The organism is Kribbella ginsengisoli (assembly GCF_039537185.1).
Taxonomy (GTDB): domain Bacteria; phylum Actinomycetota; class Actinomycetes; order Propionibacteriales; family Kribbellaceae; genus Kribbella; species Kribbella koreensis.
The window spans coordinates 1-18,318 of the sequence record NZ_BAABAA010000026.1; the positions used below are offsets into that span (position 1 = coordinate 1).

The window sequence follows — 18,318 nt, forward strand, 5'->3', positions numbered from 1 at the left end:
GAGGGGTTAACCCCTCAGATGGTGGGTTGCCACCCCAGAATCTGAAGTGGCAACCCACCATCTGAGGGGTTAACCCCTCAGATGGGGCGGCGGGGCGGCCAGGTCGGGGTGGGTTGGGTAGGTCCGGAGGCGATCGGGGTGGGGGTTCGGGGATGGGGGTGGCGGAGGAGGTGGGTGTGGAGGGTGGTCAGGGCGGGGTGGGGGTTGGTGGTGCGCCAGATGAGGGAGTGCGGGTAGACGGGGGTTGGGTTGTGGAGGTCGATGCGGCGGAGGTCGTAAGCGGCTGGCCAGCGGAAGCGGGTCAGCTGGCCGACGAAGGTGGCTCGGGTGGGTGCTTCGGCCAGCGCGTCGAGCAGGGAGTCGAGACCGAAGTTGGGTCCGGATGTGTCGATCGTGAAGCCGAAGGCGGTGGCGAGCTCGTCGTAGTACGCGGCCCACTCACTGCCGGCGATGTTGCCAGGCATCCAGATGGTTTGGTCTTTGAGATCTGCTGGACTGAGCGACTTGGCATCGGCTTGGGGGTGGGCCGGTCCGGTGAGGAGTTGCAGAGGCTCGTCGAAGACCCGGGTGCTGCTCAGCTCATCACCGACTGGATTGTGGAGGGCGCGGAAGGTGGCGTCGATGGTGCCTTCGCGGACTGCTTCTACGGCTGTGGTGCCGTTGGGGAGGTTGACGATGTCCAGGGCGACGGTGGGGTGGGCGCGATGGAAGTCGCGGACCAGGACGGCGGGGGCGAGGAAGCCGCCGATCACGTCGACGCGGAGGGGGCGGTTGCCGGGTTTCACCGAGGCGAGGGCCTGCTGCTCGGCGGCGAGGAGCGCGTGGGCGTGGGGGAGGAACGTCTGGCCGTCGAGGGTGAGTTGGGCGCCACGCGCAGTACGGGTGAAGAGCTTGATGCCTAGCTGCTTCTCAAGGGCGGCGACGCGTTTGGAGACGGCCTGCTGGGTGATCCCGAGGTCATCGGCCGCGTCCTGGAACTTGCCCGCGGCGGCTGCCGCGACGAACGTGCGCACGGCGTCGAGATCCACGCCGTCTGTTCTACAGCGTCCGAGGTGCGCGACTTTGTTCTGCCACCTGAGAGGTGCTCGACAACCGCCGGTTGTGGCTCGCCGGGGTGGCGGTTGTTTGAGCCGAGGCCTCGCGGCGCGGTTTGATCCTGCGGTGAGTGAGCGCGGTTTGGGGCGGCAGTTCGGCTGGTTGTGGACCTCGTACGCCGTGAGCACGGTCGGCACCTGGTTCGCCTTCGACGCGTTCCCGCTGATCGCGATCCTGGTCCTGCACTCCGGGCCCGGTCAGGTATCGCTGCTGGCGGCCATCGGGTTGGCTGTCGGGGCCGTGGTCGCGGTACCGCTCGGCCCGTGGGTGGAGTTCCGCCGCAAGATACCGGTGATGATCGGGATGGACCTGGTCCGCTTCGTCGCGCTGGCGACCATCCCTCTCGCGTACTGGCTGGGCCGGCTCAGCTTCCTCCAGCTGGTGGTCGTCTCGGTCGTGGTCGGCGCCGCCGACAACGCGTTCACCGCGGCGACGGGCGCGGTGATGAAGGCCGTCGTACCGCGCTCGCGCCTGGTCGTCGCGACCGGCCGCTTCGAGTCGACCACGTGGACGGCCACCATGATCGGCCCGCCGCTCGGTGGCGCGTCGATCGGCCTCTTCGGCCCTGTCGTCACGGTCGTGGTCGATGCGGTCAGCTACTTGCTCTCGGCGCTGAGCGTCCGTGCGATCCGCCTGCGGGAGAGCCCGCCTGTACGTCGTACCGAGCGCCTGCGGCCGGCCGACCTGCTCGACGGCTGGCGCTACATCCTCGAGCATCCGTCGCTGCGGTTGCTGTTCTTCAACGGCGTACTGACCAGCGGTTTGATCATGGCGACGGCGCCGCTGTTGGCTGTGCTGATGCTGGGGGAACTCGGCTTCGCCCCTTGGCAGTACGCCCTGGCCTTCGGCCTACCCTGCATAGGCGGCCTGATCGGGTCGAGGCTGTCGGCGCCGTTGGCTGCGCGCTTCGGTTCGCACCGGGTGTTGATGGTGACAGGCTGGCTGCGAGCCTTCTGGCTTCTGGGGTTGGCCTTCGTGCAGCCCGGGGTGGTGGGCCTGCTGACGGTGATCCTGGTGGAGCTCGGACTGATCACCTGCATGGGCATCTTCATGCCCCTCTTCGCCGCCTACCGCCTAACCGAAACCCCAGACGACCGAGTAGCCCGCACCCTCTCCGCCTGGTCGATCTCCAGCAAGGCGGTCATCGCCCTGATGACCGCCCTGTGGGGCGTGCTGGCGGCCGCCACCACGCCCCGCATCGCGGTAGCAGCCGCCGGAACCCTCATCCTCGCAACCCCACTGCTGCTCCCTCGCCGCACGCAGATCACCGTCGACCGCTGAACAAGCACCCTGCAGCCCGCCGGACTCTGCCGCCTCGCCTGCCCGCGGGCCGCTGGGCACGGCGCGTCCAGCTGGCCGCTGTGTGCTCTCGCCGAGCCGGGCTCACCTGCCTCCGAACGCGCCGAACGCGCCGAACGCGCCGAAGGCTAGGTCGGCGAAGCGCGCGGCCATCTCGTGGTGAGTTGCGTTGTTGGGGTGTAGCTGGTCCGGCAGTGGGCGGAGGGCGAACTCAGCCTCGCCGTACAGTTCGCGGCCGTCGAGGTAGTACAGGTTGGGGTCGTCCTTCGCCCGGGAGGCCGTGAGGTCGGCCAGTTCGTTGCGGATCCAGTTGAGGGTTAGTTTGCCGGGTTCGGTCGGGTCGCCGGTGGCTTTGAACTGGACCTTGCCGTCGACGAACTCCGGGGCGCACGGTCCGGGGGTGTCTTCATGGATCGGGCAGTAGATGGACGAGATCACCAGCAGCGGTGTGGTCGGATGCCCCTCGCGGATGGTGTCGAGGAACCCGTGTACCGCCGGACCGAACGCGCGTTGCCGCATCAGGTCGGCGTTGACGAGGTTGATGCCGAGCTTCACGCTGATCAGGTCGGCTTCGAGATCGCGCATCGTCCGGGCGGTGAACGGATCGAGCAGCGCGCTGCCGCCGAAGCCGAGGTTGACCAGGTCGACGCCACCCTGCCGGGCCGCGAGCGCCGGCCAGAGCTGCGTCGGGCTGTCCGCGTTCGAGCCGTGGCTGATCGAGCTGCCGTGGTGCAACCAGACCGGCTTGTCGTTCCCCACCGGCTGTTCGATCGGCGTATCGGTGCGCAGGGCAACCAACTCGGTCCGCTCGCGGTGGGGGAGCCAGATCTCGACCTCCTTCTCGCCCGATGGAAGCGTTGCGAAGGCGACGGTCGTCGGCGACCCAGGGGTGAACTCGGTCGTCCCGGCGGCCATGTCGATGGTGAGGACGTTCCCGCCCGTCGCGTGCGCCTGGGCCGTGAGCCGGCCGTCCACGAGCAGGTCGTAGACGCCGGCCGGGGCGGTGGGCGCACCGGTGTACAGGACCTTGGTCGGCAGTACGTCCAGTTCGATCTCGGTGGCGGCGGTCCGGAAGACGAGCCGTACGCCGGAAGGCTGCGCCTCGGCCATCGCGAGCTGCCCGTCCGTCGACTGGGCGCGGGCCCACGCCGGGAGACGATGCGGCAGTACGCCGTACCGGGTGTTCTCCAGCTCGACCGCGCCACGGACGAGCCGGCTGTCGATCGGTGTGGTGATCCAAGTGCTCATAGGTAGTATCCTAGACCCTCTAGGCAAACCGATATCCGAGGAGCCACATGCCGCGCGTGGGAATGACCGCCGACCGCCTGACCCAGGCCGCGGCCGAACTGGCCGACGAGTTCGGCTTCGCCAACGTCACCGTCTCCGCCCTGGCCCGCCACTTCGGCGTGAAAGACGCCAGCCTCTACTCCCACATCAAGAACGCGAAGGACCTCCGCGCCCGAGTAGCCGCCCTGGCCCTCACCGAACTGGCCGACCAGGTCGCAGCCAACATGGCCGGCCGCTCCGGCGAAGACGCCCTAGCCGCCTTCGCCAACTCCTACCGCGACTACGCCACCCAACACCCCGGCCGCTACGCCGCCATGCAACAAGACCTGGACGCCGACGGCCCAGCAGCAGCCCCCGCCCGCCGCCACGCTGACCTGACCCGCTCCATCCTCCACGCGTACAACCTCACCCCCGAGGCCCAGATCGACGCCATCCGCCTCCTCGGCGCCACCCTCCACGGCTACATAACCCTCGAACTACAAGGCTCCTACCGCCACACCCCCCGCCCCTCCCAGTCCTCCTGGCAAGTAGCCCTAACAGCCCTCCACACCCTCCTCACCAACTGGCCGGAGGATTAGCGGTTCTTGTCCCTGGGAGGCGGCATGATGGGGGGATGAGTGATCGGGCGGGTGTTGAGGCTGCGGTGGGGGCGCTGCGGAAGATTGGGTACTTTCTGGAGCGGGAGCGGCAGCCTACGCATCGGGTGAAGGCTTATCGGCGGGCGGCGGACACGATCGAGGGGTTGCCGGCGGCTGAGGTGCGGGCTCGGCGGCGCGCCGGGACGTTGACCGAGCTGCCGGGGATCGGGCCGAAGACGGAGGCCGTGATCGTCGAGGCGATGGACGGCGAGACACCGACGTACCTGGTGAAGCTGGAGAAGGCGGCAGGGGAGCTGACCTCGGCCGGCGCCGGTACTACGTTGCGCGCCGAACTGAAGGCCGACCTGCATCTGCATTCCGACTGGTCCGACGGCGGCAGCCCGATCGAGGAGATGGCCCGTACTGCGGCCGCGCTCGGGCACAAGTACATGGCGCTCACCGATCACTCGCCCCGGCTGACCGTCGCCAACGGACTGTCCCGCGAGCGGCGGTTGCAGCAGCTGGACGTCGTCGCCGAGCTGAACAAGAAGCTGGCCGACGAGCTGGACGGGTTCACGATCCTCAACGGGATCGAGGTCGACATCCTCGACGACGGCTCGCTCGACTGCGACAGCGAGATCCTCGCGCGGCTCGACCTCGTCGTCGCGAGCGTGCACTCCAAGCTCCGGATGGACTCGGAGGCGATGACCGAGCGGATGGTCCGCGCGATCGCCAACCCGCACGTCGACGTACTGGGCCACTGCACCGGCCGGCTGATCACCGGCGAGCGCGGCACCCGGCCGGAATCGCAGTTCGACGCCGAGGTGGTGTTCGAGGCCTGCAAGCAGTTCGGTACCGCCGTCGAGATCAACTCCCGCCCCGAACGCCTCGACCCGCCGCGCAGGCTCCTGTCCATGGCAGTCGAGACCGGTTGCGTCTTCTCCATCGACACCGACGCCCACGCGCCCGGCCAGCTCGACTGGCAGATCTACGGCTGCGAGCGGGCCGAGGAGTGCGAAGTACCGACCGACCGCGTCATCAACACCTGGGATGCCCCGGCCCTGCTGGAGTGGGCCGCGGGGTGATACTCGGAGCATGAGCAACCTGGACGAGCATCCCGCTGAAGGTGTCTGTGGTGGCGAGGGCGCCGAGGGGCCGGTGGTCGAGCTGCTCGAGGCGCGCGAGGTGGTGCTCGGGCGGACGACGAAGGTGCGGCGGCTGTTGCCGAACAAGGATCGCCGGATGGTCGGGGCCTGGTGCTTCGTCGACCACTACGGGCCGGATGACCTGACGGCTCGCGTCGATTCGTACGACGTACCGGGCGAGCGCGGCATGCTCGTGCCCCCACATCCGCACACCAGCCTGCAGACGGTCAGTTGGTTGTTCGAGGGCGAGATCGAGCACCGCGACAGCGTCGGTTCGCACGCGATGGTCCGGCCGGGCGAACTCAACATCATGACCGCCGGCAACGGCATCGCCCACTCCGAGGTCTCGCTGCCGGACGGCCCACCGACGCTGCACGGCGCCCAACTCTGGGTCGCCCTGCCCGACTCCCAGCGGACCACGGTCCCACCGCACTTCAACGCGTACGCCGACCTGCCCGAGCTGACCCTTGATGGTGCACACGGCACCGTGATGATCGGTACGGTCGCCGGCATCACGTCACCCGCCCCCGCGTACACCCCGCTCGTCGGCGCCGACCTCCAACTCGAAGGCGCCACCACCCTCCCGCTCACTCCAGCCTTCGAGTACGCCGTCCTGGTAGTCGCCGGCTCCCTGACCGTCAGCGACCCGACCCCCGCCGACCCGCCCCCCGCCGACCCGACTGCCGCTGACCTGACCGCCGCTGACCTGACCGCCAGTGACCCGACCGTCGGCGACCGGACAACTGCGGGCCTGACTGCCGGCTTCGGCGAGATGGTCTATCTGGGAGCCGGCCGTGACGACATCGAGCTGACCGGCGACGCCCGCTTCCTGCTGCTCGGCGGCGAGCCCTTCGAGGAACAGCTCGTCATGTGGTGGAACTTCATCGGCCGCTCCCACGAGGAGATCGTTGCCGCCCGCAACGACTGGATGGCGTCGATCGAGGCCCAAGGCACCGACCGCTTCCCAACAGTCCCCGGCTACGACGGCGACGCCCTCCCCGCCCCACGCCTCCCAGCCACCCGCCTCAAACCCCGCCCACGTTCCCGACGATGACCGTGCTGCCTCGCCGCCGTCGCCAATAGGCCCAGGTCAGTACCAGTAGTGCCGGCCCCCAGAGCTGCAACGGCGCGTAGCAACTGATCATCAGCGCCGCCGCCGCGTCACTCGAGAACGGCAGGAAGTCCCCGCTGAAGACATCCCGGAACCCATAGGTCCAGATCGCGATCAGCGACAACGCACCCAACGTCGCCGGAATGATCGCCGCGTACGGCGCCACCCGCCGCCCACCCAGCCACGGGATCCACCGTGGCACCACCTCACCCCACGGCTTGACCATCCCGAAGGCCGTCAACGCAACCGCCTCCGAGAACAAGCTCAGGCAGACGATGTAGACCCCCTGCCAAACCCCCTCCACCCGAGCCGGCCGTCCGTAGTCGTCGAGCATCCCCATCGACGACCCGGCCACCAACCCCAGCCGCCACAGCCCCGACGGCAGCGTCAGCAACGGGATCACGTGTGCCAGGCGGTAGGCCCAGCGCGGTACAGGATGCTCGGTCATGACACCGAGCATCCCGGGCAGCGCGGCTCAGGTCCTCACTCCGCAAAGGGATCCGGCTCCCTCCGCAGAGGGGCTCAGCTGCGGGCGTCCGCGTGGCGGCGGATCCAGGGGGCCAGGAAGTAGAGCACCAGGGCGAAGGCGATGGTGACGATCGCCAGGCCGCCGAAGTACGCGGTGTCCGAGGCGCCTTCGGTGGCTTGGACCAACTGGGCGGTGATGGCTTGTCCGGCAGCGGGAGCCAGGAACCAGAGGGCCATCATCTGGCTGGTGAAGGCCTTGGGCGCCAGCAATGTCGTGGCGGCCAGGCCGACGGGGGAGAGGAAGAGTTCGCCGAGGGTCTGGATCACGTACACGACGACCAGCCACAGCGGCGAGGCCAAAGACTCTCCGGCGACCGATGAGGCCAGCGACATCACGGCGAAGGAGATGCCGGCGAACAGCAGACCGGTGGCGAACTTCTGCCCGATGCTCGGCCCACGATCGCCGAGCCTGATCCAGATCAGCGCGAAGACCGGCGCGAGCACGATGATGCTGAACGGGTTCACCGACTGGAAGAACTCCGGCGTGATCGAGATCCCGAGCACCGACAGCCTGGTCCGGTCGGCCGCGAACGTGGTCAGCGTCGTCGCGGCCTGCTCGAAGACCATGAAGAACAGCATCGCCGCGATGAACAGCGGGATGTACGCCCGGACCCGGCGCCGCTCGTCGGGCTCGACCAGCGGGCTGCGCAGCAGCATGGTGAAGTACGCGATCGGCGCCAGGAAACACAGGTACGAGATCGCGTCGACCACCGGCTTCGGGCCGACCCCGCCGGAGCTCCAGGCGGACAAGGCGAAAACGATCCCGAGCACGGCGAGCACGGCCACGGTGATCTTGACCATCGTCGGCCGGTCCTCGGCGGTCAGCGGGTTCGGCGGGGTGTCGCCGCGACCGTGCAGCGTCCGCCGGCCGAGCACGTACGCGACCAGCGCCAGCGTCATACCGACCGCGGCAGCGGCGAAGGCGGCGTGGAAGCCGAGGTTGCGGCGCAGGAAGCCGACCACGAACGGCGCGCTGAACGAGCCGATGTTGATCCCCATGTAGAAGATCGAGAACGCCGAGTCGCGCCGGGTGTCGTCCTTGGCGTACAGGTTGCCGACCATCGTCGACACGTTCGGCTTCAGCAGTCCGGTGCCGAGGGCAACCAGCGCGATACCGACGTACGCGAGCCCCTCGACCGGGATCGCCAGGCAGAGGTGGCCGGTGACGATCACGGTACCGCCGTACAGCACCGTCCGGCGCGCCCCGAACACCCGGTCCGCGAACCAGCCGCCGAGCACCGACAACAGGTAGACCGACGCGCCGTAGATCGAGACGACCGCCTGCCCGAGCGACTCACCCAGGCCGAGCCCGTGCGCCTTGTCGGTCAGGTAGAGCAACAGGATCGCGCGCATCCCGTAGTAGCTGAACCGCTCCCACAACTCGGTGGTGAACAGCGTCATCAACCCACGCGGATGCCCGAAGAACTGCTTCTCCTCGGTCTCTACCTGTTGCGTTCCCGACACGCTCGACTACTCCTTGTGGTTGGAAAACATCCCCCTTGACCGTAGTCGGTTGCGAACCCCAACGACCAATCGGGGAGTGTCCACCGGCTGAGACGTCGCCGACGGAGCGTGATAGTCCAGTAACTTCATAGACATTGAGGTAAAAGTAGCAACCCCCGACAGCCGGAAAGAGGACCCCCATGAGCACCGAGACGCACGCGTTGTCCACCGTCACCCCGAGAACGCCCGAGCAATGGATCCAGCGAGCCGCCGAGGTGGCCGCGATCCTGGCCGTCGACGCGGTCGACCGCGACCGGGCCGGCGCCACGCCGTACGACGAAGTGCGGTTGCTCAAGGAGTCCGGCCTCGTCACCCTGCTCGGCCCGACCGAGCACGGCGGTGGTGGTCAGACCTGGCCGACGGCGTACCAGGTGATCCGCACGGTCGCCACCGCCGATGGGTCGATCGGGCAACTACTCGGCTATCACCTGCTCTGGTTCTGGGCCGCGCGGCTGGTCGGTACGAAGGAACAGATCGCGCACGTCGAGGCGGAAGCCACCAAGAACAAGTGGTTCTTCGGCGGCGCGGTCAATCCGCGCGACTCCGATGTCGTGGTCGCCGACGAGGGCAGCACGATCGTGTTCAACGGCCGCAAGAGCTTCTCGACCGGCAGCAAGGTCTCCGACGTCACCGTGCTCGAAGGCACCCTGCTCGACAGCGGGACGCACGTCTTCGCGATCGTGCCGTCGGACATCGAAGGGCTGACCTTCCACGACGACTGGGACAACCTCGGCCAGCGGCTGACCGAGAGCGGCAGCGTCAGCCTCAACCACGTGCGGGTCCCGTGGGAACAGGCGGCCGGGTTCGTCGGCAAGACCTTCCAGCCTCGCGTCTACAACACGCTGAACGTCCCGACCATCCAGCTCGTCTTCGTCAACTTCTATCTGGGAATCGCTCGCGGGGCGTTGGAGACGGCGCTCACCTACACCCAGGAGAAGAGCCGCTCCTGGCTGCACGGCGGTTACTCGACGGCGGCCGAAGAGCCTTATGTCATTGACTTGTACGGCGATCTGCAGGCGAAACTCTGGGCCGTGGAGGCGCTCGCCGATGCCGTCGCACTCGAGGGGCAGCGGATCCACGAGAATGCCTGGGAAGTGACCGCAGAGCAACGCGGCGAGCACGAGGTCCGGGTGGCCGCGGTGAAGGCTCGTGCGACCGATGTCGCGCTGGAGGTGACCAACCGGATCTTCGAGGTCACCGGTGCTCGCTCGACTGCCTCGCGTGAGGGGCTCGACCGGTTCTGGCGCAATGTGCGGACGCATACGCTGCACGATCCGGTCGCCTACAAACGGCGCGAGGTCGGCCGGCACCTGCTGACCGGCGAGCTGCCCGAGCCGACCTGGTACTCCTGATGACGACGGAGCGGGTGTCGGACCAGACCAAGTTCGCCTACTGGGTCCCCAACGTCAGTGGCGGCCTGGTCACCAGCGACATCGAGCAACGGACCGGCTGGGACTACGAGTACAACAAGAAGCTGGCGCAGACTGCCGAACGGGTGGGGTTCGAGTACGCGCTGAGCCAGGTCCGCTACACGGCCAGCTACGGCGCCGAATTCCAGCACGAGTCGACCAGCTTCAGTCTGGCGTTGCTGTTGGCAACGGAACGGCTCAAGGTGATCGCGGCGGTGCATCCGGGGTTGTGGCAACCCGGCGTACTGGCGAAGCTCGGGGCGACGGCGGATCATCTGTCCAACGGCCGGTTCGCGGTGAATGTGGTCAGCGGGTGGTTCAAGGGCGAGTTCACCGCGCTGGGGGAGCCGTGGCTGGAGCACGACGAGCGGTACCGGCGGTCGGCGGAGTTCTTGCAGGTACTGCGGAAGCTCTGGAGCGAGGACGAGGTGGAGTTCGCCGGCGACTTCTACCGGATCCGCGACTTCACCTTGAAGCCCAAACCAAGAGTCGTCCCCGAGCTGTTCCAGGGTGGCAACTCGACGGCGGCGCGCGACAACGCGGGTAGATACTCCGACTGGTACTTCTCCAACGGCAAGGACTTCGACGGGGTCACCGAGCAGCTGCTCGACGTCCGGCGTACCGCCCGCGCGGCCGGCCGTGAGGTGAAGTTCGGGCTGAACGGTTTCGTCATCGCCCGCGACACCGAGAAGGAGGCCCGCGAGGTCCTCCGCGAAATCGTCGCCAAGGCCAACAAGCCCGCGGTGAAAGGGTTCAGAGCCGCCGTCACCCAGGCCGGCGCATCGGCTTCGGACAGCAAGGGCATGTGGGCGGATTCGTCCTTCGAGGACCTGGTCCAGTACAACGACGGCTTCCGCACTCAACTGATCGGCACCCCCGAACAGATCGCCGAACGCATCGTCAGCTACCGCCGCCGCGGCGTCGATCTCATCCTGGCCGGCTTTCTCCACTTCCAGGAAGAAGTCGAGTACTTCGGCGCGAAGGTGCTCCCGCTGGTCAGGGAACTCGAGGCGGCCACGGCCGAGGTAGAGCTCGAGGTAGCTGTCTAGAGCAGGTCGTGGGCGTGGGCGTAGGCAACCGCGGCGGTGCGGGACGGCACGTCGAGTTTGGTGAAGATGTTGGACAGGTGCCGGGCGACCGTCTTGTCGCTGAGCACGAGGTGCTGCGCGATCTCTGTGTTGCTGTTGCCGGCAGCAACCAGGCGCAGTACCTCGAGCTCGCGGGCCGTGAGGCCGCCGGCCGCCTTCCGGAGCAGCAGTCGGTCGATGCTCTCGGTCACCGCACCCAGTTCGGCGAACGCCTGCCCGGCGGCAGTCAGCTCGGACGTTGCCGAGTCCTCGTCGCCGAGGATCCGGAAGGCGCGTCCGACCAGCACCCTGGCGCGGGCGATCTCGTACGGCGCTTGCAGCCCGGTCCAGAGCTGCGTGGCGAGCCGGGCGCAGGGGAGAGCACGGCCGGCGTCATCGGAGGCCAGCGCGACGAGCCCGGCGCAGTACGCCGCCGTTGCCCTCAGCCCGGTACAGCCGAAGGCCTCAGCGATCTTCGTCAGCTCGCCCGCCGCGGCTTCGGCTTCGTCGCCGCAGTCACCGGCGACGAAAATCTCCGTCGCCGCGGGCAGCAGGCGGGACCGGTGCACGGGGTCAGGCGTTTCGGCGAGCAGCCGGCGAATGGCGGCGAGTGCGGCCGGCGTACGCCCACGAGCGAGCCACAGCAGGGCCATACCGGGCTGAGGCTCGTACCCGAATCCTGAGGCCTGCTCATAGCAGGACTCGGCGGCCGCGAACTCGCCACGGATCCGCAGTACGTCTCCGCACTCACTCAATGCCAGTCCGGCCGCTCCCTGCGAGTTCGTGGCCGCATAGCGCCGGCGGGCGAGCTCGAATTCCTCCAGCGCCTCGCTGAAGGCCCCGCGCAGCCGCAGGATCTGTCCGCGATGGACAGCGCACTGGCCGGTGAACGGCACCAGGTCGGGCTGTGTGTCGCACCAGCGGGTCAGCGCGCTCGTCCACGCGGAGGCCCGGCCGAAGTCAGCCACCTCCTGGCAGGCCTCGATCATCGCGCAATAGACATTGCCCGCGAAGATCGGCGACAGCTCGCCGGCTGCGACCGCGACCATCGCCTCGTCCAGCAGCGCGAGGCCTTCCGGTACCTGTCCGGAGTACATCAGCAGGCGGCCCTGGCAGACCAGGCCCTGCGCCACCAGATCGGGTTCGCCGAACCGGCGGCCGAGGTCGGCGATCGCGCTGCCGATCCGCAACGCGTTCGCGAAGTCCTGCTGGTCCAGGTACCGGAAGAAGTCGTGGATCAGGAGGTAGCCCCGCTCCACCACGTCGTCCGGCTGATCGGCCAGCAGCCGCTGGGCCCGGGCGACCCAGCCGGCCGCGACCGCCGCCTCGCCACGAGTGCTGAGCACCAGCCCGAGCCAGAAGGCGAAGCGGACCGCGCCCAGGGTGTGGCCGCTGTCGACGTGGGCCTGATAGCCCCGCTGAAGGGCCCGGATGCAGGCGTCGTCGTCGCCCGCCAGAAACGCGGCGGTGGCGAGCTTCAGCAGGTCGTCAGGGCCGAGGTCGGCGACCAGCGACAGGCGGTCGTAGGCAGCCGCCCAGTCCCGCCGCTCGAAGGCCCGGCGTGCCTGCTCGAGGTCGTCGACGATGCCCATCGCCCATCTCCTCCGCGGAGAGTCCCCTTTCAGCTGAGGATACGCGCCGAGCACCTCAGGCGGCGGTGACGGTTCTGGCGGCCGTGGAACGGGCGACGATGCGCTTGGCAACGTACTCCGCGTCCCGGCCGACGCCGGGCAGGGTCATCGAGGTGAAGGCGTACTGGAAGCACAGGCCGCAGAAGAACAGGCCGGGCGCGCTGTCGGCGACGCCACGCATCTCCTCGGGCCAGCCGTCCGCACCGATGACCGGCGCCTTGATCCAGTCGAACACCTGGCGGAACCCGGTGCACCAGACGACGTTCGCCACGTCCATCACGCGGCCGTCGTCCATTACCGGCCGTCCGTCCCGTACGCCGGTGACCCGGTTGTGCACCCGCTCGACGCCGCGCTCGAGCAGGTCCTCCCGCTTGACCCTGAGCATCGGTCCTCCGTGGTACCGGATCTCGTGGAGTTCCTTGCGGCCCATCGGCGTCCGGCGGGTGATCAGGTGCTTGCCGAGGAAGAGGAAGACCGGGAAGAAGATCCGGGCGCCCTTCTTCTCCAGCCGGACCGGGATCTGACCGGGGTCGCGGCCGGCCAGCACGGTGGGATGGGTCGTGACGACCTCGTACGCGATGTCGGTACCCGAGTGCGAGCCGCCGACGACCAGGACCGGCCCGTCCTTGAGCTGCGCCGGACGACGGTACTCGCTGGAGTGGAGTTGCCGGATCGCCGGGTCGAGGTCGACGGCGAAGTCGGGCAGGTACGGCGTACGGCCGAAGGTGCCGGTGGCAACGACCACGTTGGTGGCCAGGATCCGCCGGTCGCCGGTGGTCAAGGCGTAGCCGCCGTCGTCCAGCGGCTCGAGCTGGTCCACCGTCGTCCTGGTGCGGACCGGCAGCTCGAAGTGGGCGGCGTACGACTCCAGGTAGTCGGCGACCTCGTCCTTGGTCGGGTAGGACCACTTGCTGCCCGGGAAGGGCATGCCCGGCAGCCCGTCGTACTTCTTCGGCGTGAAGAGCCGCAGCGAGTCCCACTGTGCCCGCCAGTTGTCACCCACCCGCGCGTTCCCGTCGAGGATGACGAACCGCCGTCCCCGCTTCCGCAGGTGATACCCGGTCGACAGTCCGGCCTGGCCGGCTCCGATGATGACGGTCTCGATGCTTTCGGTGATCATGCGTGTCTCCGCTCAGTGCGTTGCGTGCCGGGCGATCGGCGGGCCGGCCGGTAGCGCAAGCACCACAGCAGCATCAGCCCGGTCGTCACGACGTAGAAGCCGTGCAAGGCCCAGATCGGCCCTACCGGCAGGTGCACCACGTAGATGCAGTGGATGGCGTTGCCGATGTTGGCGAGGACGAGATTCGCCAGGCTGTACGACGAGAGGTCCCTCGTCCGGGCCGCCTTCACCACCATCGGCAGGGTGCTCGACGCGAACAGGAGGGTCGATACCGTCCCCGCGAGTAGAGCGATGCCTGCGCCAGTCATGTCACCGACGGTATGAGCGGGGCGGCAGTGGCCGCGTCGGTCGCAATACCCAACTGTTTGCAGCCTGTACTACGTACTTTCTCGTAGACGGCGAAGGGCCGCCCACCGGATCGGTGGACGGCCCTTGGCGTGAGCTATTTCGTCAGGCGCCGGCGCCCTCTTGCTTGACTCCGGCTACCGCGGTCGGGTCGTCGATGCGGTACTTGCGGGCTGCCTCCGCGGCCACCTCGCGCTTGACCTCGCCGCGCTTGGCCAGGATCTCCAGGGCGGCGACGACGATCGACTCGGCGTCCACCTGGAAGTGCCGGCGAGCCGCCGCGCGGGTGTCGGCCAGGCCCCAGCCGTCGGTGCCCAGCGAGGTGTAGTCGTTCGGCACCCAGCGGGAGATCTGGTCCTGCACCGCGCGCATGAAGTCGCTGACCGCGACGACCGGGCCCTTGGTGTCCTTCAGCTGCTGGGTGATGAACGGGACCCGCTCGTCCTCGTCCGGGTGCAGCAGGTTGTGCTGCTCCGCGGCGATCGCGTCGCGGCGCAGCTCGTTCCACGACGTCACCGACCAGATGTCGGCGGCCACCGAGTACTCCTCGGCGAGGATCTGCTGGGCCTTGCGGACCCACGGCAGCGCGACACCCGAGCCGAGCAGCTGGACGCGCGGTACGTCGTCGCCCGAGGCCGTCTGGTACTCCTCGAAGCGGTACATGCCCTTGAGCAGGGCCGCGACGTCGAGATCCTTCGGCTCGGCCGGCTGCGCGACCGGCTCGTTGTAGACGGTCAGGTAGTAGAAGACGTCCTCGCCGTACGGCTTGTCCTTGTCCAGCCCGTAGCCGTACATCCGGCGCAGGCCGTCCTTGACGATGTGCGCGACCTCGTAGGCGAACGCGGGGTCGTAGTGCACGGCCGCCGGGTTCGACGAGGCAAGCAGCGGCGAGTGGCCGTCCGCGTGCTGCAGACCTTCACCCGTCAGCGTCGTCCGGCCCGCGGTGGCGCCGATCAGGAAGCCGCGGCCGAGCTGGTCGCCGAGCGCCCAGAGCTGGTCGCCGGTGCGCTGGAACCCGAACATCGAGTAGAAGATGTAGAACGGGATCATCGGCTCGCCGTGCGTCGCGTACGCCGTACCTGCGGCGATCATCGAGCCCATCGCGCCGGCCTCGCTGATGCCCTCGTGCAGCAGCTGACCCTTCTCCGACTCCTTGTAGGCGAGGAGCAGATTGCGGTCGACGGCCTCGTACGTCTGCCCGTGCGGCGAGTAGATCTTCGCCGTCGGGAACATCGAGTCCATCCCGAAGGTGCGGTACTCGTCGGGGGCGATCGGGACGATCCGGTGGCCGATCTCCGGGTCCTTCATCAGGTCACGGAACAGCCGGACGAGCGCCATCGTGGTCGCCACCGGGGTCTTCTCGTTGCCCTTGGCCAGCGGCTTGTAGACGTCGTCACCAGGCAGCTTCAGCGTCTTCGGCCGGACCCGGCGCTCGGGCAGGAAGCCACCGAGCTGCGACCGCCGCTCCATCATGTACTGGTACTCCGGGGAGTCCTTGCCCGGGTGGAAGTACGGCGGGTTGTAGGCGTCCTCGAGGTCCTTGTCCTCGATCGGCAGGTAGAGCCGGTCGCGGAAGGTCTTCAGGTCGTCGGAGGTGAGCTTCTTCATCTGGTGGGTCGCGTTGCGGCCCTCCAGCGCCTCGATCGTCCAGCCCTTGACGGTCTGGGCCAGGATGACGGTCGGCTGGCCGACGTGCTCCTTGGCGCTCTTGAAGGCCGCGTAGACCTTGCGGTAGTCGTGACCGCCGCGGGGCAGCTTGCGCAGGTCCTCGTCGGACAGGTTGCGGACCATCGCCTGCAGCCGCTGGTCGCCGCCGAAGAAGTTGTTCCGGATGTACTCGCCGGACTCGACCGAGTAGGTCTGGAACTGGCCGTCCGGGGTGGTGTTCATCTTGTTGACCAGGGCGCCGTCGTGGTCCTGCGCGAGCAGCGCGTCCCACTCCCGGCCCCAGACCACCTTGATGACGTTCCAGCCGGCGCCGCGGAAGTACGCCTCGAGCTCCTGGATCACCTTGCCGTTGCCGCGGACCGGGCCGTCCAGCTGCTGCAGGTTGCAGTTGACCACGAAGGTCAGGTTGTCGAGCTCCTCGCGGGCGGCCAGGCCGATCGCGCCGAGCGACTCCGGCTCACCCATCTCGCCGTCACCGAGGAACGTCCAGACGTGCTGGTCGCTGGTGTCCTTGATGCCGCGGTTGTGCAGGTACCGGTTGAAGCGCGCCTGGTAGATCGAGTCCAGCGCCGCCAGCCCCATCGAGACCGTCGGGTACTCCCAGAAGTCGGGCATCAACCGCGGGTGCGGGTACGACGACAGGCCCTGGTGCGGACCACGGGAGACCTCTTGGCGGAACCCGTCCAGCTGGTCGGCGGTCAGCCGGCCCTCGAGGAAGGCCCGGGCGTACATACCGGGGGAGGCGTGACCCTGGATGAAGATCTGGTCGCCACCGCCCGGGTGGTCCTTGCCCCGGAAGAAGTGGTTGAAGCCGACCTCGTACAGGCTGGCCGCCGACTGGTAGGTGGCGATGTGGCCGCCGACCTCCAGGCCCTTGCGGTTGGCCTTGCTCACCATCACCGCGGCGTTCCACCGGATGAAGGCCCGGATCCGCCGCTCGATGTGCTCGTCGCCGGGGAACCACGGCTCGCGCTCGGGCGGGATCGAGTTGATGTAGTCCGTGCTCCGCAGCGCGGGCACCCCCACCTGTCGCTCCCGCGCCCGCTCGATCAGCTTGAGCATCAGGTAGCGCGCTCGCGCCTTGCCGCGTTCGTCCAGCACGGCGTCGAGCGACTCGACCCACTCGCGGGTCTCGTCGGGGTCGATGTCGGGGAGCTGGGTGGGCATCCCCTCGGTGATGATGGCTGGTGGTTCGTGTCCGGAAGCCACGGGTGTCCTGCCTGTCTGTCTAGTCGGTCCTACTCCAGTGCTGAGTGATCGGAGCACTGGTAATCCTGTCACCTGACCGGAATGCGTTCTACTTCGCATCCACAACCCCGGCATATCTCGCCTGGAAGGGTAGGTTCCCACCGGACACGCACCGTGTCCGACATGCGGATACCGGACACGTCACGGAACCCTCGTGCATACTTGCGCGACGCGGTAGGCCACGATGGACTACTGCTACTGACGCCTACCCCCGTGCACCGGGGACGACGGAGGAGGACACGTGAGCGCGACCGCGGACCACGCGGACGGCAAGAGCGGCGAGCCGAACATGGCGAGCCGGCTCGGCTTCGAGAGCGGCACGGTCGTGCTGGAGCTCGGCTACGACGACGACTGTGACGACGCCTTCCGCGACGCCATCGTGGAACTGACCGGTGAGGAGTTCACCGGGGACGAACCGGACGACGCGGTCGATGTCGTCCTGCTCTGGTTCCGCGAGGAAGACGGGGATCTGGTCGACGCCCTGTTCGAGACGCTGACCGACCTGAAGGCCGGCGGTGCCGTCTGGCTGATGACTCCCAAGGTGGGCCGGGAGGGCTACGTCGACGCGGCGGACATCGCGGAGGCGGCGCCGACGGCGGGGATGCAGACGACCAGCAGCCTGAGCGCGACCCCGGACTGGTCGGCGACGAAGTTGGTGCTGCCGAAGTCGCCCAAGGTCAGGAAGTGAATGCACGGTGACTGGCGTCGTCCCTAGGGTCGGCGACCAGGCACCGGACTTCACCGCCCGGAACCAGCACGGCGAGCAGTTCCGGCTCTCGGAGTACCGGGGCCGGCGCGACGTGGTCCTGGTGTTCTATCCGTATGCCTTCAGCAGGGTGTGCACGAGCGAGCTCGGCGCGCTCCGCGACCGGCCCGAACTACTGGCCGGCGCGGAGTTCGTGGGGATCTCGTGCGACCCGATGTTCACGCTGCGCGCGTACGCCGAGGCCGAACGGCTGGAGTTCGGGCTGCTCAGCGACTTCTGGCCGCACGGCGCGATCGCCTCGCAGTACGGGGTGTTCGACGCCGACCGGGGCTGCGCGCTGCGCGGGACCTTCGTGGTCGACCAGGCCGGCCTGGTGCGCTGGTCCGTGGTCAACGAGATCGGTGCGGCCCGGGACCCGGATGAGTACGCGGAGGCCCTGGCAAGTCTTCGCCCCGATCTCGGTTAGACTTTCCGCTCCGCCTTCTGACAGGCGGTGACGAGGGCGCTTAGCTCAGCGGTAGAGCGCTTCCCTTACAAGGAAGATGTCGGGGGTTCGATCCCCTCAGCGCCCACCTCTC

General features: G+C 68.3%; 16 protein-coding genes and 1 tRNA gene. 9 read left to right on the forward strand and 8 right to left on the reverse strand.

The window, feature by feature from the left end; genetic code table 11:
- Positions 1-77: 77 nt before the first annotated feature.
- Positions 78-1,028 carry a LysR family transcriptional regulator gene (locus tag ABD768_RS41935; protein WP_344850403.1) on the reverse strand — a complete coding sequence of 317 codons (951 nt, stop codon included), beginning with the start codon at positions 1,026-1,028 and terminating at the stop codon, positions 78-80.
- Positions 1,029-1,161: 133 nt separating this feature from the next.
- On the opposite strand from ABD768_RS41935, the gene ABD768_RS41940 reads away from it, so the two are divergent.
- Positions 1,162-2,376: an MFS transporter gene (locus ABD768_RS41940; RefSeq protein ID WP_344850405.1), complete on the forward strand. Its 1,215-nt coding sequence runs from the start codon at positions 1,162-1,164 to the stop codon at positions 2,374-2,376.
- A 102-nt stretch (positions 2,377-2,478) separates the two neighbouring features.
- Here the strand turns inward: ABD768_RS41940 and ABD768_RS41945 are convergent, their stop codons facing one another.
- A complete protein-coding gene (locus ABD768_RS41945; RefSeq protein WP_344850407.1) occupies positions 2,479-3,642 on the reverse strand; it encodes an SGNH/GDSL hydrolase family protein in 1,164 nt (387 codons plus the stop codon).
- Positions 3,643-3,689: 47 nt separating this feature from the next.
- Here ABD768_RS41945 and ABD768_RS41950 point away from each other — a divergent pair, with 47 nt between their 5' ends.
- Genes ABD768_RS41950 through ABD768_RS41960 form a run of 3 tightly spaced genes read left to right on the forward strand, consistent with a single transcriptional unit; the run spans position 3,690 to position 6,458 of the window.
- A complete protein-coding gene (locus ABD768_RS41950; RefSeq protein WP_344850409.1) occupies positions 3,690-4,259 on the forward strand; it encodes a TetR/AcrR family transcriptional regulator in 570 nt (189 codons plus the stop codon).
- Positions 4,260-4,294: 35 nt separating this feature from the next.
- Entirely contained in the window at positions 4,295-5,344 is a 1,050-nt protein-coding gene (locus tag ABD768_RS41955; RefSeq protein WP_344850411.1) for a PHP domain-containing protein, read from the forward strand.
- 10 nt (positions 5,345-5,354) lie between these two features.
- Positions 5,355-6,458 (forward strand): pirin family protein, encoded by a 1,104-nt coding sequence (locus ABD768_RS41960; protein WP_344850413.1) that lies wholly within the window; start codon positions 5,355-5,357, stop codon positions 6,456-6,458.
- Here the strand turns inward: ABD768_RS41960 and ABD768_RS41965 are convergent.
- Together ABD768_RS41965 and ABD768_RS41970 are read right to left on the reverse strand one after the other, a co-directional pair.
- Positions 6,430-6,963 (reverse strand): hypothetical protein, encoded by a 534-nt coding sequence (locus tag ABD768_RS41965; RefSeq protein WP_343981494.1) that lies wholly within the window; start codon positions 6,961-6,963, stop codon positions 6,430-6,432. The two genes, ABD768_RS41960 and ABD768_RS41965, sit on opposite strands and share 29 nt — an antisense overlap.
- 74 nt (positions 6,964-7,037) lie before the next feature.
- Complete coding sequence (locus ABD768_RS41970) at positions 7,038-8,507, reverse strand: peptide MFS transporter (protein ID WP_343981491.1); 1,470 nt, start codon at positions 8,505-8,507, stop codon at positions 7,038-7,040.
- A gap of 179 nt (positions 8,508-8,686) precedes the next feature.
- On the opposite strand from ABD768_RS41970, the gene ABD768_RS41975 reads away from it, so the two are divergent.
- Together ABD768_RS41975 and sfnG are read left to right on the forward strand one after the other, a co-directional pair.
- Positions 8,687-9,898, forward strand: a complete 1,212-nt coding sequence (locus ABD768_RS41975) for an acyl-CoA dehydrogenase family protein (protein WP_343981488.1) — start codon at positions 8,687-8,689, stop codon at positions 9,896-9,898.
- Complete coding sequence (gene sfnG / locus ABD768_RS41980) at positions 9,898-11,004, forward strand: dimethylsulfone monooxygenase SfnG (RefSeq protein WP_344850417.1); 1,107 nt, start codon at positions 9,898-9,900, stop codon at positions 11,002-11,004. The genes ABD768_RS41975 and sfnG overlap by 1 nt, the downstream gene beginning before the upstream one ends.
- Here sfnG and ABD768_RS41985 read toward each other — a convergent pair.
- The 4 genes from ABD768_RS41985 to aceE all read right to left on the reverse strand — a co-directional run bounded on the left by ABD768_RS41985 (position 11,001) and on the right by aceE (position 16,953).
- Positions 11,001-12,614 (reverse strand): LuxR C-terminal-related transcriptional regulator, encoded by a 1,614-nt coding sequence (locus tag ABD768_RS41985; RefSeq protein WP_344850419.1) that lies wholly within the window; start codon positions 12,612-12,614, stop codon positions 11,001-11,003. The genes sfnG and ABD768_RS41985 overlap by 4 nt on opposite strands.
- A gap of 55 nt (positions 12,615-12,669) precedes the next feature.
- A complete protein-coding gene (locus ABD768_RS41990; protein ID WP_344850422.1) occupies positions 12,670-13,773 on the reverse strand; it encodes a flavin-containing monooxygenase in 1,104 nt (367 codons plus the stop codon).
- Positions 13,770-14,081 (reverse strand): hypothetical protein, encoded by a 312-nt coding sequence (locus tag ABD768_RS41995; protein WP_344850424.1) that lies wholly within the window; start codon positions 14,079-14,081, stop codon positions 13,770-13,772. The genes ABD768_RS41990 and ABD768_RS41995 overlap by 4 nt, the downstream gene beginning before the upstream one ends.
- Before the next feature lie 142 nt (positions 14,082-14,223).
- Positions 14,224-16,953, reverse strand: a complete 2,730-nt coding sequence (aceE, locus tag ABD768_RS42000; RefSeq protein ID WP_343981538.1) for a pyruvate dehydrogenase (acetyl-transferring), homodimeric type — start codon at positions 16,951-16,953, stop codon at positions 14,224-14,226.
- Between the two features lie 322 nt (positions 16,954-17,275).
- Here aceE and ABD768_RS42005 point away from each other — a divergent pair, with 322 nt between their 5' ends.
- From ABD768_RS42005 to ABD768_RS42015, 3 genes are all read left to right on the forward strand, one after another.
- Positions 17,276-17,722: a DUF3052 domain-containing protein gene (locus ABD768_RS42005; protein ID WP_343981473.1), complete on the forward strand. Its 447-nt coding sequence runs from the start codon at positions 17,276-17,278 to the stop codon at positions 17,720-17,722.
- 7 nt (positions 17,723-17,729) lie between these two features.
- Entirely contained in the window at positions 17,730-18,206 is a 477-nt protein-coding gene (locus ABD768_RS42010) for a peroxiredoxin (protein ID WP_343981470.1), read from the forward strand.
- Between the two features lie 34 nt (positions 18,207-18,240).
- Positions 18,241-18,312 (forward strand) — tRNA-Val (locus tag ABD768_RS42015).
- The last annotated feature ends 6 nt before the right edge of the window (positions 18,313-18,318 follow it).